Consider the following 15,199-nt stretch of genomic DNA (forward strand, 5'->3'; position numbering starts at 1 on the left):
GAATGTTAGAACAAATTTGCCAGCTGGCCCGCGAGGCCGGGGCCGCTATCATGCAAGTTTATGAGGGAGAGAAACCGCTTCAGGCGACACATAAGCTTGATGACTCTCCGGTAACGGCGGCGGATCTTGCTGCCCACGACATTATTCTGAAAGGGCTGAAAGCGTTGACGCCGGACATCCCTGTGCTGTCAGAAGAAGATCCCCAGTCGTGGGATACCCGCCAAAGCTGGCAGCGCTACTGGCTGGTTGATCCGCTGGACGGTACAAAAGAGTTTCTTAAGCGTAACGGCGAGTTCACCGTGAATATCGCGCTTATTGAAGGTGGAAAAGCGGTGATGGGCGTTGTCTACGCGCCGGTGCTGAAGATTATGTACAGCGCCGCAGAGGGGAAGGCCTGGAAAGAAGAGTGCGGCGTACGCAATCAGATTCATGTGCGGGATGCCCGCCCACCGCGCGTGGTGGTCAGCCGGTCTCATGCCGCCAACGATAGCGAGCTAAAAGAGTATCTCCAGCAGATGGGTGAGCACCAAACCACGGCCATTGGCTCGTCGCTGAAGTTCTGCCTGGTGGCAGACGGTCAGGCCCAGCTCTATCCTCGCTTTGGGCCAACCAATATCTGGGACACCGCAGCAGGGCACGCCGTGGCGGTCGCTGCCGGGGCGCACGTTCATGACTGGCAGGGTAAGCCGCTGGACTATACCCCGCGCGAGTCGTTCCTGAACCCCGGTTTCCGTGTTTCTATTTACTGAGTAACCCTTGCAGCAGGCTAATCACCTGCTGCACTTCCTGCTGGGTTAACGGGCCATCTTTGGCGAACTGAATTCTGCCTTCTTTATCCAGTACCACGATAGCTGAGCCGCCCTGTTGCAGCTGCCACGCTTTCGCCGCTACGCCGTTGCTGTCGACGATAAACTGCGACCACGGAAACTCTTTCTTATTACTTTCGATGCTGCTGCGCACAAACATGCTGGTGCCAACAATTGCGTCGTCGGTGTTCACAATGGTGGTGGTCTGGTACTTATCATGCGGGAATTTTGCCGCTTTGATGGCTTCGACCATGGCCGCATTTTCTTCTTTGGCGCTCGAACGGCCGGCAATATGCTGCAGGACTCTCACTTTCCCAGGCAGCTGCGCGCTATTCCAGTTTTTATAACTAAACTTATTGTTATCCAGCACCAGTTCGCCCTTATCGGTAATGCCAATAGGGGAAACTCGCTGATTATTTTCAAAGTTGTGGGCTGAGGCCATGAGCGGCAGCAGCAGCAGAAGAGACAGCGCCAGCGTTTTGCGCAGGGTCATCGGTGACTCCTTATTGTTGTTAGCAGGTGATCCGACCACTTGGGCCGATGTTTTAAGCATATGTGCTGAATAAGCATCTGTCCCGCAAGCAAAGTGCCAGTTTGCGGGCTGACGCACATAACCCTGAAATTTGAAGGCTTACGCTGCCGTTTTTTACATTTAAAAATATTGTTCTGCAACTTTGTAATCTTTTAGTAAAAAAACTTCTACACACTAGGTGACCTTCGATATCTGGACTATAGTTTTCGAGCACCAAACTTTTTCGCCTCATTTTGTCGGGCCAAATGTAGCTCGCAGAGGCGTTAACATGCAGGAGTAAAGAACAATGAAAATTTTCCAACGTTACAACCCCCTTCAGGTGGCGAAGTACGTGAAGATCCTGTTCCGTGGACGGTTGTATATCAAGGACGTTGGCGCTTTCGAATTTGATAAGGGCAAAATCCTTGTCCCTAAAGTTAAGGATAAGCAGCACTACTCGGTCATGTCCGAGGTCAACCGCCAGGTGATGCGCTTACAGGCGGATATGGGTTAGGCCCAAAAGTTGTAAAAAAAACGGCCCCGAAGGGGCCGTTAGTGTTTATAGACAAAGAGGGAAAAAGCGTGGTTTTTCCCTCTTTGTGGCTATCAGCCGAAAACCAATGCAATGGTTTTCCTGGTTTATGTAGAAACTGCGGCTGACAATGCTTCTTTCTGGTTCTGCTGCTCGTTGCCTGAAGCGGCCCCGAAGGGGCCGTTAGTGTTTGTAGAGCTTGCTTACTGCTCCTGAGGCGCTTCGCCATCAGGCAGCTTTGGCGACAGCGCGACAGGCTTATTGTCGATACGCGTTACCAGCAGCTGGTCGATGCGGTAGTTATCAATATCCACCACCTCAAACTTGTAGCCGGAGAACTTCACCGAGTCGGTGCGTTTCGGGATCTTACGCAGCATAAACATCATGAACCCGCCGATGGTTTCGTAGTTACCGGACTGCGGGAACTCATCGATATCCAGCACGCGCATCACGTCGTCAATTGGCGTGCCGCCTTCCACCAGCCATGAGTTTTCATCGCGGGCAACGATTTGCTCTTCCATCCCCTGGCCGACCAGGTCGCCCATCAGCGTCGTCATCACGTCGTTCAGGGTAATGATACCCACCACCAGCGCGTATTCGTTCATGATAACCGCGAAGTCTTCCCCGGCGGTTTTAAAGCTTTCCAGCGCTTCGGAGAGCGTCAGGGTGTCCGGCACAATCAGGGCGTTACGCAGATGCACGCCGCTGTTCAGCGCCATGCTTTGGTTGCCCAGCACGCGGTTCAGCAGCTCTTTGGAATCAACATAGCCAACGACGTGGTCGATATCGCCGTTACACACCAGGAACTTGGAATGCGGATGTTCAGCGATGGTGGACTTCAGGCTTTGCTCGTCGGCGTGCAGGTCGAACCAAATCACGTTTTCGCGCGAGGTCATGGAAGACGGCACGGTACGCGATTCCAGCTCAAAGACGTTTTCAATCAGTTCGTGTTCCTGCTTTCGCAGCACGCCTGCCAGCGCACCGGCTTCAAACACCGCGTAAACGTCGTCAGAAGTAATGTCGTCTTTACGCACCATTGGCAGCTTGAAGATGCGGAAAATAACGTTAGCCAGGCCGTTGAAGAACCACACTAAAGGTCTGAAAACAAACAGACAGAAGCGCATCGGGTTGATAATACGTAAAGCAACCGTTTCGGGAGAAATCATACCGATGCGTTTCGGGGTGAGGTCTGCGAACAGAATGAACAGGCTGGTGACGAGGGTGAATGAGATAATAAAGCTGAGCTGGTCGGCGAGTTCTGGAGCCAGAAAACGCTCCAACAGAATTTTAAACGCCGGTGAGAAAGCCGCATCGCCGACGATACCGCCGAGAATTGCCACGGCGTTAAGGCCAATTTGTACGACGGTAAAGAACATGCCCGGCGTTTCTTGCATCTTTAGCACGCGCTGGGCATTGACGTTGCCTTCATCGGCCAGCAGCTTAAGTTTGATTTTACGAGAGGCGGCAAGCGAGATCTCAGAGATTGAGAAAAAGGCACTAATAGCAATCAGGATAAGTATTATCAAAATACTGTTTAACATAATTTATCTGGCTGTTGTGGCCAGGTCCTCGGAAGGGAAAAGTGGATAAATCTCAGGGGTCAAACACAAGAAATGCTGGCCGCTTTTGTGAACGAGCCAGCAAATTCAAGGGGTAGTATAGCGTAAGGATGGGATGTGCTACCAGAGGCTGTAATTTAACCGGCGGAAAGCCGCGTTTATATTGATCTGTTTTTTGATTAATGGGATTAACGTTTGGCGCATTGTATAAGCTGCTGTTCTTCTTTTTATCCCCGGAACTTTTCTTCTATTTTTGCCACTCACCTGACCGGTTAGCCCACTATCAGGAGAGCGTTCACATGGTCAATTCCGTTACTTCCGTGCACAGACAGGCGGCGGAGCTTCCTCCCTTACCGGAACACAGCAGCCAGCGACCGGCGTCGATCGCTTCGGGTTCATCTGTGGCCACTTCTGCTGCCGTAAGCGCGCATGAAAGCCTGCATTTCGTGGGTAACAGCGTTTATGGCTCGGCCAATGAAGCCGCGATCCATCACCAGCTTGGCACGCTGTTTGGCAAACATATTAACGGCGATAACCATGCTGAAATGCATGCTCTGATTGAGTCGAGAACCCGTGAATTACACAAAATGGGGGAAACGCCTGCCTCTGTTGAAGCCGTGCTGACTAAAGGGCACCAGTTGGACAGGCTAGGGCAAGTTGCGCGAGGTGCTGTGCGAGCTATCCCGTTTGCCGCCGCGTCTGTTGCCTACGATAAAGTTCCGCTGCTGAGCGCTTTTGCCCACACTGCGGCGGAAATTGGCCTCCATGCTGGCCTGCAGTCCAGCATCGCCGACACCATTGGCACCACGCTGCTTAACCGCGCCACGGCAACAAATCCGTGGCTGTCTGCCAAAGACAGCGACCTGCATCCGGCCATGCGTGAAGCGGTAAAAGAGGCAAAAGCGAGCTTGCTGACGACGGTGGCAGAAACCGGGTTAGCCATTCAGACCTATTCGGCACGTAACCTGGCGCGCCTGGCGACGGCGGCCACCTTGACGCATTTTGCCGGGGCGAAAGTGGCCGGTGAAGCCGATACGTGGCTGTCCGCAGCGGGCGGCGTGGTGGCGGGTGGTGCGATGAGCGCCATTCTGCATGCGGTGGACGAAAACAAAGGCCGAACCGGGCCCGAGTATTTGCTGGGGCGCAACGACTGGCAGCAGCGGTTCACTGACTTGAAAAATACGCATGTGGTGAGCGATACGCTTAAAAACGCCGCTCAGCGCGTGGCGAAGCTGCCCCTGGACATTGCCACGGATAGCCTGAAAGCGACGGCAAGCGTTCTTTCTGCACCGAGCCTTGGGAAAACGGCGATGCTGGCCGGGGGCTTTGCCGGTGTGATTAGCCTGCGTAGCGCGATTGGCGCAGCTGTTGCCCACGCCTTCCCCAGAGTGAATGCCGCTTCGCTGAGCGCCATCAGCCATTCGACCAACGTCGTGGCCTCTGCCCCGGTGTTCTTCGCCGTACCTGCGGCTGAGATCCTTGCTGACGCCGTGGCGGACAAAATGACACAAACGCTGCAGGAAAAGGTCCCTGCTGCCGTGAACTCGGCGGCAGGCTGGATCGGGCATCAGCTGCGGGCGGCCTTAAATCGCCAGCCAGCAACTTCCCTTAATGCCGCAGAGCAGCAGGTGTAAAGGAACCGATGGGGGAGTTACGTCCACACACAGGCAGTCTATTTTCGGAGCCTGATTATGCATATTAATTCTACGGCAGCGCGACCTTCAGGTCTGCCACCATTCTCCACCACATCCTCAACGGCAGCGGTGAAGGCCGCTTCCTCTGGCCTGCACGCGAGTGATTTACACGGCGATCTCAAGAATTGGACCGCTGCGGCTCCTACAGCGGAAGAAGGCAAAGCCAGAGCGGCGGCGTGTAGCGAAATAATGAATAACTTTCAGTGCCGTGGGGAAACATTAGATCTGAGCGAGCGAGGTCTGACGGCGCTACCTGACTCCCTGGGCGCGCTGACGCACCTTAAACATTTGAATTTGTCCGGCAACCCGCTGCAGACCTTTCCGGCCAAAGCGCTTTTACAGTTGGGCTCCCTGCAAACGCTGCAACTGGCGATGAATCAGCACAACCAGGGCGTACCGTTTCGTCGCTCGCATGAACGTTTTGCGGATGAAGGTTACAAACTGCAGTTTTTTGCCCAGGGCAATAACCGCGCGCAGGTAATTCATCAGCCTCCCCGGCAGAAAACGGCCTTATTCACCACCGACCTGGCACCTTGTCTGGCGGCGATGATTGTTCAGGATGGGAAAAGCCTGGCTCTGCATATGGATAATCCGCAGCGCAGTGGCTCAGGTGGGATCCCTCTGGAGGATATGCTGTCCCGGCATTTGCATCCGTCGGCGCGCAAAACCGAGGTGTTCCTGGTCGGGGCTAACGATCAGGGATCGGCGGGTAACGTGCGGGCGATGCTGGCGGCGCTGAATAAGCATGGCGTGGCAAATAACATCAGCATGGCCAGCCTCGGGAATGGGCATACTTCCGCTACGCTGGATGTGAATAATCAAAAGGCCTGGGTTGGCTTTGGCTAACGACGTTAAAGAAAAAGCCAGTCGGTTGACTGGCTTTATCGCGAAGCTTACTGAGGCGGCAGACAAACGCCGATGCCGCCAATGCCGCAGTAGCCGTGCGGATTCTTGTACAGATATTGCTGGTGGTCGTCTTCCGCGTAGTAGAACGGACCTGCGTTGGCGATTTCAGTGGTGACCTGGCGTTTATCGCCGGCGGCATTCATCGCGGCCTGGAAACGTTCAAGGCTGGCGTGGGCGGCTTTGTCCTGTTCCGGCGTGAGCGGGTATATGGCCGAACGGTACTGGGTGCCGACGTCCCCGCCCTGGCGCATCCCCTGAGCCGGATCGTGATTTTCCCAGAACACCTGTAAAAGCTGCTCGTAGCTCACGACTTTCGGATCATAAACCACTCGCACCGCTTCAGCATGGCCGGTCTGGCCGCTGCAAACTTCGCGATAGGTTGGGTTGGGCGTGTAGCCGCCGCTGTAGCCGGCCGCCGTACTGTAGACGCCAGGAATCTCCCAATACAGGCGCTCTACGCCCCAAAAACATCCCATCGCAAACAGCGCGATTTCCATCCCGTCTGGTACATTTGTCATCGAGTGTTCGTTAACCGCGTGAAGCGTGGCGACCGGCATCGGCGTGTTGCGGCCCGGCAGGGCATCGGCCTGCGTCACATTGTGAGTTTTGTCGAAGAATGACATGGTGTTGGATCTCCCGAAAATCGGCAAAAAAGCGAGCGGTTGTCATCAGACCTGCAATTGCAGACAATACATCCGAGTTACAGACTACATTACATATAAGAAAGATTTAGGCTAGTGAGTTATTTTCAACCCTCGATGTTAGGGTTTTGTTAATCCGCGGAGCGGGAATGACGTTTCCTTCCAGGGGTGGGAACAAGGATATTCAGGAGAAAACGTGCCAGTAATCCGTACTTTATGTATTACAAGCCTGTGTGTGGCGAGCGCATGGGCAAACGCCGCGAGCGTGCGTTTGCAGGTTGAGGGACTCAGCGGTGAACTGCAAAAAAACGTCCGCGCTCAGCTTTCAACCATCCAAAGCGATGAAGTGACGCCGGATCGTCGCTTCCAGGCACGCGTCGACGACGCCATTCGCGCAGGGCTAAAGGCGTTGGGCTACTACGAGCCCACCATCAATTTCACGCTTAAACCACCGCCGCAGAACGGGGGGCGTCAGGTTTTGCTGGCACAAGTTGACGCCGGGCAGCCCGTGTTAATCGGCGGCACTGATGTGATTTTGCGCGGCGGTGCGCGGACGGATAAAGACTATCTGGCATTGCTGCCCAAGCGGCCAAAAATAGGTACCGTGCTCGATCACGCTGACTACGATAACTTCAAAAAAAGCCTCTCCAGTATCGCGCTGCGTAAGGGCTACTTCGACAGCGATTTCCGTAAGAGCCAGCTAGGTGTATCTCTCGAAAGGCATCAGGCATTCTGGGATATCGACTACGACAGCGGCGAGCGCTATCGCTTTGGGGCGGTGACCTTTCAGGGCTCCCAGATTCGCGAAGAGTATTTGCAAAATCTTGTGCCCTTCAAGCAAGGGGACTATTACCAGTCGAGCGATCTGGCCGAGCTTAACCGCCGCCTGTCCGCCACCGGCTGGTTTAACTCCGTAGTGGTGGCGCCCGAATTTGACAAATCACGCCAGACTAAAGTGCTGCCATTGCAGGGCGTGGTGACGCCGCGCACTGAAAACACAATTGAAACCGGGGTGGGTTACTCCACGGACGTAGGGCCGCGCGTGAAGGCCAGCTGGAAAAAACCGTGGATGAACTCCTACGGCCACAGCCTGACAACCAGCACCAGCCTTTCCGGGCCGGAGCAAACGCTCGATTTCAGCTACAAAGTTCCGCTGTTAAAAAGTCCGCTGGAGCAGTACTACCTGGTCCAGGGCGGTTTTAAGCGAACCGATCTCAACGACACAAAATCGGACTCCACCACCGTAGCGCTGTCCCGTTACTGGGATATGTCCAGCGGCTGGCAACGCGCCGTTAACCTGCGCTGGAGCCTCGACCACTTTACGCAGGCAGATGTCACCAACACGACCATGCTGCTTTACCCCGGCGTCAGCCTGAACCGTACCCGCTCACGTGGGGGCCTGATGCCTACGTGGGGTGACTCACAGCGTTACTCGATCGATGTCTCTAATACGGCCTGGGGTTCCGGCGTCGATTTCGGCGTGTTCCAGGCACAAAACGTTTGGATACGTTCGCTGTATGAAAAACATCGTTTTGTCGTGCGCGGCAACGTGGGGTGGATCGAAACCAACGACTTCAAAAAAGTGCCGCCTGATCTGCGTTTCTTCGCCGGGGGCGACCGCAGTATTCGTGGCTATAAATACAAATCGATATCGCCAGAAGATAGCAACGGCAAGTTAACGGGGGCCTCCAAGCTGGCAACCGGCTCGCTGGAGTACCAGTACAACGTGACCGGCAAATGGTGGGGCGCGGCGTTCGTTGACTCCGGTGAAGCGGTGAATGACATCAAACGCAGCAACTTCAAAACCGGCGCGGGCGTTGGCGTGCGCTGGCAGTCCCCGGTTGGGCCTATCAAGCTCGACTTCGCCGTACCGGTGGGTGACAAGGAAGAGCACGGTTTACAGTTTTACATCGGTTTGGGGCCTGAACTATGAGTCGCTGGAAGAAAATAAGCCTCGCGGTGCTGGCTGTGATTGTGCTGCTGATCGCAGCAGTCGGTTTCCTGGTGGGGACTACGCCAGGACTGCATTTGCTGTTTAAAGGCGCTAATCGCTGGGTGCCGGGGCTGAATATCGCTCAGGTTGACGGCGGCTGGCGTAATCTGATGTTAAAGAACCTGCGCTATGAGCAGCCCGGGGTCGCGGTGCGTGCGGGCGAGGTTCACCTTGCGGTGAAGCTAAACTGCCTGTGGCACAGCAGCCTGTGCGTAAATGATTTCTCGCTGAAAGATGTGGATGTTGCGGTCGACACGAAAAAAATGCCGCCGTCTGCCCCGGTGCAGGAAGAGGACAGCGGCCCGCTGAACCTCTCCACGCCGTACCCGATTACCCTGAGCCGCGTGGCGTTGAATAACGTTAACGTGAAAATCGACGACACCACCGTCTCGGTGATGGACTTCACCAGCGGCCTGACCTGGGAGCAGCGCAACCTGACGCTGACCCCGACATCGCTTGAAGGCTTGCTGATTGCGTTGCCGAAGGCCGCGCAGGTGGCAAAAGAAGAGATTGTTGAGCCGAAAATTCAACACCCTCAGCCGGAAGAAGCGCCGCTCGGGGAAACGCTGAAGCAACTGTTTGAGAAGCCGCTGCTGCCGGAAATGACGGATGTGAATTTGCCGGTAAATCTGAATATTCAGGAGTTTCGCGGCGCACGCCTGCGACTGACCGGCGATACGGATTTGCTGGTCAACTCGCTGCTGCTGAAAGTGAGCAGCATCGACGGCAATCTCAAGCTGGATGCGTTGGATGTGGACTCCTCTCAGGGGCTGGTGAATGCCACCGGCAGCGCGCAGCTACGCGACAACTGGCCGGTTGACTTAACGCTCAACAGCACGCTGAACATCGACCCGCTGAAAGGCGAAAAGGTGAAGATGACCGTGGGCGGCGCCCTGCGCGACGAGCTCAAAGTGGGCGTCAACCTTTCAGGGCCGGTGGGGATGCAGTTGAATGCCAAAACCCGACTTGCCGAAGCCGGGCTGCCGCTCAACGTTGAACTGGACAGCAAGCAGCTTGCCTGGCCGCTGACCGGCGAGAAGCAGTACCAGGCCGACGATCTTAAACTGCGTCTGACCGGTAAAATGACCGACTACAAGCTCGCCTTTAGTACTGCCGTGAAGGGCGATCAGGTTCCACCTGCCACCATCACGCTGGACGGCAAAGGCAACGAACAGCAGTTTAGCCTCGATAAGCTGCGCGTGGCTGCGCTACAGGGGAATACGGATCTGAAAGCGCTGGTGGACTGGAGCAAAGCCATCAGCTGGCAGGGGGAGTTAACGCTGGCCGGCATCAACACGGCTAAGCAGTTCCCGGACTGGCCCGCGAAGCTGGACGGTAAGATCAAAACCCGGGGCAGCCTGTATGGCGGCAGCTGGCAGCTGGATATTCCCGAGCTGAAGCTTGCCGGCAATGTGAAGCAGAATAAGGTCAATGTGGAAGGCACTCTGCAGGGTAGCAGCTACATGCAGTGGAAGGTGCCGGGCCTGCATGTGGCGCTGGGCCGCAATACGGTGGATGTGAAAGGCGAACTGGGCGAAAAAGATCTCAACCTGGACGCAAATATCAATGCCCCAAATCTGGATAACGCCTTGCCTGGTTTAGGCGGAACGGCGAAAGGGATCGTGAAGGTTCGCGGCGACGTGAAAGCGCCACAATTGCTGGCTGACCTGACCGCTAACGGCCTGCGCTGGCAGGAGTTGACGATTGCCCGTGTTCTGCTGAAAGGCGATGTAAAATCGAGCGACCAAATTGCCGGGAACCTCAACCTGCGCGTAGAACGTGTTGCTCAGCCGGGCGTGAAGGTTGATCTGGTCACGCTGGACGCGAAGGGTGATGAGAAGCAGCACCAGCTTCAACTGCGCGTTCAGGGAGAGCCTGTTTCCGGGCGCCTCAACCTGAGCGGCAGCTTCGACCGTAACGAAGAGCGCTGGCGCGGCAAGTTAACGGATACGCGTTTTGATACGCCGGTAGGACCGTGGGCGCTCAACCGCGAGCTGACGCTGGACTTCCGCAATAAAGAACAGAAAATCGCCATTGGCCCGCACTGCTGGGTTAACCCGAATGCCGAACTGTGTGTGCCGCAAACTATCGACGCCGGGGCGAAGGGGCGGGCGCTGGTAAACCTCAACCGCTTCGATCTTGCCATGCTTAAACCAGTGATGCCGGCGGATACTCAGGCCAGCGGCATGTTTACCGGTAAGGCAGACGTGAGCTGGGACAGCGAAGCTGGTGGCCTGCCGCAGGGCCAGGTGACGCTCAGCGGGCGCGGCGTGAAAGTGGCGCAGGTCGTGAACGGCAATACTTTGCCGGTTGCCTTCGACACGCTAAACCTCAACGCCGAACTGAAGAATAACCGCGCCCAGCTTGGCTGGCTGGTGAAGGTGGCGAATAACGGGCAGTTCGACGGCCAGGTTCAAATCACCGACCCACAGGGGCGGCGTAACCTTGGCGGCAACGTCAATATTCGCAACTTCTCCCTGGCGATTGCTAACGCCATCTTCTCGAAAGGCGAAAAGGCGGACGGTACGCTGAACGCGAACTTACGCCTCGGCGGCAACCTTGAGCGGCCGCAGATGTTCGGACAAATGCAGCTTAATGGCGTCGATGTCGAAGGCAACTTTATGCCGTTCGAGATGCAGCCTAGCCAGATTGCCATGAACTTTAACGGGATGAACTCCACGCTGCAGGGCGTGGTGCGCACGAAGCAGGGGCAGATTGTGTTAAGCGGTGACGCCGACTGGACGCAAATCGACAACTGGCGGGCGCGCATAGCCGCGAAGGGCAGCAAAGTGCGCATTACCGTGCCGCCGATGGTGCGCCTGGACGTTTCCCCGGATATTGAATTTGTGGCCACGCCAAGCCTGTTTACCCTCAACGGTAACGTTGATGTGCCGTGGGCGCGAATCGTGGTGCATGATGTGCCGGACAGCGCCGTGGGCGTCTCCAGCGATGAAGTGATGCTGGATAAAGATCTGAAGCCGATTAACCCTAAATCTGCCGGGATCCCGATCAACAGCAACCTGACGATTCACGTCGGCAACAACGTGCGGCTGGACGCTTTCGGCCTGAAAGCACGTCTGACCGGCGACCTGAAAATGGTGCAGGACAAGCAGGGACTCGGCCTCAACGGCCAGATCAACATTCCTCAGGGCCGATTCCATGCTTACGGGCAGGATCTTATCGTCCGCAAAGGCGAGCTGTTGTTCTCCGGCCCGCCGGACAACCCGTACCTGAATATTGAAGCCATCCGTAACCCGGACTCGACCGAAAACAGCGTGACGGCTGGCGTGCGTGTGACCGGCCCGGCAGATGAACCAAAAGCTGAAATATTCTCGGATCCGGCGATGTCCCAGCAGGAAGCCTTGTCCTACCTGCTTCGCGGCCAGGGCTTAGACACTTCCGGCAACGACGGCGACGCGATGACATCGATGCTTGTGGGTCTGGGGGTTGCACAAAGTGGTCAGGTTGTGGGTAAAATCGGCGAGACGTTTGGCGTAAGCAATCTGGCGCTCGACACCGCGGGGGTGGGTGATTCCTCTCAGGTGGTGGTTAGCGGCTATGTACTGCCGGGTCTACAGGTTAAATATGGCGTAGGTATTTTTGACTCTCTGGCGACGTTAACGTTACGTTATCGTCTGATGCCTAAGCTGTATCTGGAAGCGGTGTCTGGCGTAGATCAGGCACTAGATCTGCTCTATCAGTTTGAGTTTTAGCAATGCGAATATTTGTTTACGGCAGTTTACGACGCAAACAAGGCAACAGCCACTGGATGACCAACGCCCAGTGGCTGGGCGACCACACGCAGGAAAACTACGTGTTGTATAGCCTTGGGCATTATCCAGGCGCCGTGCCGGGTGATGGCGTGGTCTCCGGCGAAGTTTACCGGATAGACGCCTCTACGCTTTCTGAGCTGGACGCGCTGCGCACCAAAGGGGGAGAGTACAGCCGTCAGCTGATTCAGACCCCTTACGGCGGCGCGTGGATGTATGTCTATCAGCGTCCTGTCGAGGGGTTAACCCGTATCGACAGCGGGAACTGGCTGGATCGAGAAAAGTATTAATCACACCTAAGCGGCCACGCCAACACGTGGCCGTTTTTTTGCCTGTCTGCCTGATGAGGTGGAGGCAGAAACAAAAACACCGCCCTTGGGCGGTGTTTTTTCTTTCTGGCGGGCTAACTTACTTCTTAGCTGCGCGTTCGAAAGAAGCGATGATTTCAGCTTTAGCAGCTTCGGCGTTATCCCAGCCGTCAACTTTCACCCATTTGCCTTTCTCGAGATCTTTGTAGTGCTCGAAGAAGTGAGTGATCTGCGCTTTCAGCAGTTCTGGCAGGTCGTTCACATCTTTGATGTGATCGTACTCTTTGCTCAGTTTGGTGTGCGGAACCGCAACCAGTTTTGCATCTTCGCCAGACTCGTCGGTCATTTTCAGAACGCCAACTGGACGGCAACGGATCACGCTACCTGGCTCCAGCGGGTATGGAGTTGGGACCAGCACGTCAACCGGGTCACCGTCCAGAGACAGGGTGTGGTTGATGTAACCGTAGTTGCACGGGTAGAACATCGCGGTAGACATGAAACGGTCAACAAACAGCGCGCCGCTCTCTTTGTCTACTTCGTATTTGATTGGATCGGCGTTAGCAGGGATTTCGATAACAACGTAGATGTCTTCCGGCAGATCTTTACCCGCAGGGACGTTGAGTAAGCTCATGTCTGTTTCCTTTAACCTGGTGTATTTCAAGTGCCCGATATTATAGCCAACTGCGGTTAAATGTCTTTTGCTGTTTTTTGACCGCTACCCTCCGGATGCACCAAATGCCCCGCTTCAGGCTACTCAAATCTTGAGTCATTTCATTGTCATAATTGAGTTAAACATCATGGCAACAAGCACTTAACGAACGTAAATCACGCAAATTGATTAAACAATTTCCGAAAATTGCCGATAACACGCTCACTACTTTATTCATGAGCCATCGTTAAACCGGGAATTAAGCATGTTGAGAAATTTGTCGATTCGCACGGGGCTGCTGACGCTGTTAGCGGTTATGACGTTCTTGCTGTTGGTTGTAAGCGGCATCGGCATTTATGCCCTGCAGCAAAGTTCCACTTCTCTTGAGCGCATCAACCGCCTGCAGGGTGAGCAAATGGTGCGCATTAGCGATGGCTATATTCTGCTGCTTCGCGCCAGAAACGAGGCAAGCCAGGCGGTGCGCCAGATGGAAATTGGCATGCTGGACGACGCGACAAAAGCCACGCAGAATATCGTGGGTGAAGTTGGGCTGGCGCAGAAAAACCTGAAGTCCGTCATCGACAGCGGCGTGAATGACGACCAGGGTAACGCCCTGCTTACCGGCCTGGCGCAAAGCTTTGGCGCCTATCAGGCACAAGGTATTACGCCGATGCTGGCCGCGCTGCAAAAGCAAAGCCCGGACGACTATTACGACCTGCTGGAAAAAAGCCTGATCCCGCTGGGACAGAAGTTTGATAATGACGTGCAGGCTTTCCAGAGCTGGGGCGAAACGCGCGGAAACAGTGAAGTGGCTGCCGTTCAGCTGCACAAGACCCTTGTTCTGGGCTTTATTATTTTTGCCGCACTGCTGACCGCCGCGATTATTGTGCTGGTCTGGCTGGCGCTGCGTCACCTGCTGTTGAAGCCGCTGGATGAGGCGATTCACCAACTGGAGTTTGTGGCCGATGGCGACCTGACCCAACCGCTTCCGCAAACGGGCAACAATGAATTTGGCCGTCTTGCCAGCGCGATTGTGGCGATGAGAACCTCGCTGGTGGAGTCGGTCAGCCGCGTGCGGGATGCCTCTTCCCAGATTGATACCGGCAGCCGTGAACTGGCGGCCGGCAACCTCAATCTTTCTCAGCGTACGGAGTCCACGGCGACCTCGTTGGAAGAAACAGCGGCCAGCATGGAGCAAATTACCGCGACGGTGAAGCAAAACGCCGATAACGCCGAGCAGGCGCACAAGCTGGCGAAAGTCGTCTCCGATACCGCCGACCGCGGCAGCGAAATGGTGTGCTACGTCATTGAGAAAATGCGCGATATTTCCGGTAGCGCGGGGCGTATCGCCGACATCCTGAGCGTTATCGACGGCATCGCTTTCCAGACCAATATTCTGGCCCTTAACGCTTCGGTGGAAGCTGCCCGCGCGGGTGAACAAGGCCGTGGTTTTGCCGTGGTCGCCGGTGAAGTTCGTACCCTGGCAAGCCGCAGCGCCGAGGCAGCAAAAGAGATCCGCGCATTGATTTCCGATTCGCAAACGCACGTGGGTGAGGGCAGCGAGCTGGCGCAGCAGGCCGGGGAAACCATGGACGAAATCGCCGAAGAAATTATGCGCATGACCAAACTGGTTCGCGAAATTGCCAACGCGTCAAACGAGCAAAGCCACGGTATTGAGCAGGTGAATATTGCGGTCAGCCAGATGGATGAAGCGGCACAGCAGAACGCGGCTTTAGTTGAGCAGTCCACTGCGGCAACGCATTCGCTTGAAGAGCAGTCGCAGCAGCTGGTCGCCGCGATGGCTTCGTTCCGCTATTAATCTCGTCACGC

Annotated in this window: 12 protein-coding genes; 8 read left to right on the forward strand and 4 right to left on the reverse strand. The window is 55.6% G+C overall.

Annotation, left to right across the window (positions count from 1 at the left end):
- Positions 1-2: 2 nt before the first annotated feature.
- Positions 3-749, forward strand: a complete 747-nt coding sequence (gene cysQ / locus F3J26_RS08810) for a 3'(2'),5'-bisphosphate nucleotidase CysQ (RefSeq protein WP_008460426.1) — start codon at positions 3-5, stop codon at positions 747-749.
- On the opposite strand, the gene F3J26_RS08815 is transcribed toward cysQ, so the two are convergent.
- Positions 739-1,299 carry a YtfJ family protein gene (locus F3J26_RS08815; protein WP_166993347.1) on the reverse strand — a complete coding sequence of 187 codons (561 nt, stop codon included), beginning with the start codon at positions 1,297-1,299 and terminating at the stop codon, positions 739-741. The two genes, cysQ and F3J26_RS08815, sit on opposite strands and share 11 nt — an antisense overlap.
- A gap of 325 nt (positions 1,300-1,624) precedes the next feature.
- Between F3J26_RS08815 and F3J26_RS08820 the strand changes: the two genes are divergently transcribed.
- Positions 1,625-1,831, forward strand: a complete 207-nt coding sequence (locus F3J26_RS08820; RefSeq protein WP_008460430.1) for a DUF1107 domain-containing protein — start codon at positions 1,625-1,627, stop codon at positions 1,829-1,831.
- 221 nt (positions 1,832-2,052) lie between these two features.
- Here F3J26_RS08820 and paeA read toward each other — a convergent pair whose 3' ends face one another.
- On the reverse strand, positions 2,053-3,390 hold the full coding sequence (paeA, locus tag F3J26_RS08825; protein ID WP_039299843.1) for a polyamine export protein PaeA: 1,338 nt from the start codon (positions 3,388-3,390) through the stop codon (positions 2,053-2,055).
- Positions 3,391-3,707: 317 nt separating this feature from the next.
- Between paeA and F3J26_RS08830 the strand changes: the two genes are divergently transcribed.
- Positions 3,708-5,042, forward strand: coding sequence for a hypothetical protein (locus F3J26_RS08830; RefSeq protein ID WP_166993350.1), 1,335 nt, complete (start codon positions 3,708-3,710; stop codon positions 5,040-5,042).
- 249 nt (positions 5,043-5,291) lie between these two features.
- Positions 5,292-5,948 (forward strand): leucine-rich repeat domain-containing protein, encoded by a 657-nt coding sequence (locus tag F3J26_RS08835; RefSeq protein WP_008460437.1) that lies wholly within the window; start codon positions 5,292-5,294, stop codon positions 5,946-5,948.
- Positions 5,949-5,995: 47 nt separating this feature from the next.
- Here F3J26_RS08835 and msrA read toward each other — a convergent pair whose 3' ends face one another.
- Positions 5,996-6,631, reverse strand: a complete 636-nt coding sequence (gene msrA / locus F3J26_RS08840) for a peptide-methionine (S)-S-oxide reductase MsrA (RefSeq protein WP_008460438.1) — start codon at positions 6,629-6,631, stop codon at positions 5,996-5,998.
- 214 nt (positions 6,632-6,845) lie between these two features.
- On the opposite strand from msrA, the gene tamA reads away from it, so the two are divergent.
- Genes tamA through F3J26_RS08855 form a run of 3 tightly spaced genes read left to right on the forward strand, consistent with a single transcriptional unit; the run spans position 6,846 to position 12,702 of the window.
- On the forward strand, positions 6,846-8,582 hold the full coding sequence (gene tamA / locus F3J26_RS08845; protein ID WP_008460440.1) for an autotransporter assembly complex protein TamA: 1,737 nt from the start codon (positions 6,846-6,848) through the stop codon (positions 8,580-8,582).
- Entirely contained in the window at positions 8,579-12,355 is a 3,777-nt protein-coding gene (tamB, locus tag F3J26_RS08850; protein ID WP_166993354.1) for an autotransporter assembly complex protein TamB, read from the forward strand. Before tamA ends, tamB begins: the two co-directional genes overlap by 4 nt.
- A 2-nt stretch (positions 12,356-12,357) precedes the next feature.
- The gene (locus F3J26_RS08855; protein ID WP_008460443.1) at positions 12,358-12,702 is read left to right on the forward strand and encodes a gamma-glutamylcyclotransferase family protein; all 345 of its coding nucleotides are present in this window, start codon (positions 12,358-12,360) and stop codon (positions 12,700-12,702) included.
- Between the two features lie 118 nt (positions 12,703-12,820).
- Here F3J26_RS08855 and ppa read toward each other — a convergent pair whose 3' ends face one another.
- Positions 12,821-13,351: an inorganic diphosphatase gene (ppa, locus tag F3J26_RS08860; protein ID WP_008460444.1), complete on the reverse strand. Its 531-nt coding sequence runs from the start codon at positions 13,349-13,351 to the stop codon at positions 12,821-12,823.
- A 283-nt stretch (positions 13,352-13,634) separates the two neighbouring features.
- Here ppa and F3J26_RS08865 point away from each other — a divergent pair, with 283 nt between their 5' ends.
- Complete coding sequence (locus tag F3J26_RS08865) at positions 13,635-15,188, forward strand: methyl-accepting chemotaxis protein (protein WP_166993357.1); 1,554 nt, start codon at positions 13,635-13,637, stop codon at positions 15,186-15,188.
- Positions 15,189-15,199: the final 11 nt, after the last annotated feature.

Source organism: Enterobacter sp. Ap-867 (assembly GCF_011752855.1).
Classification (GTDB): Bacteria; Pseudomonadota; Gammaproteobacteria; order Enterobacterales; family Enterobacteriaceae; genus Cedecea.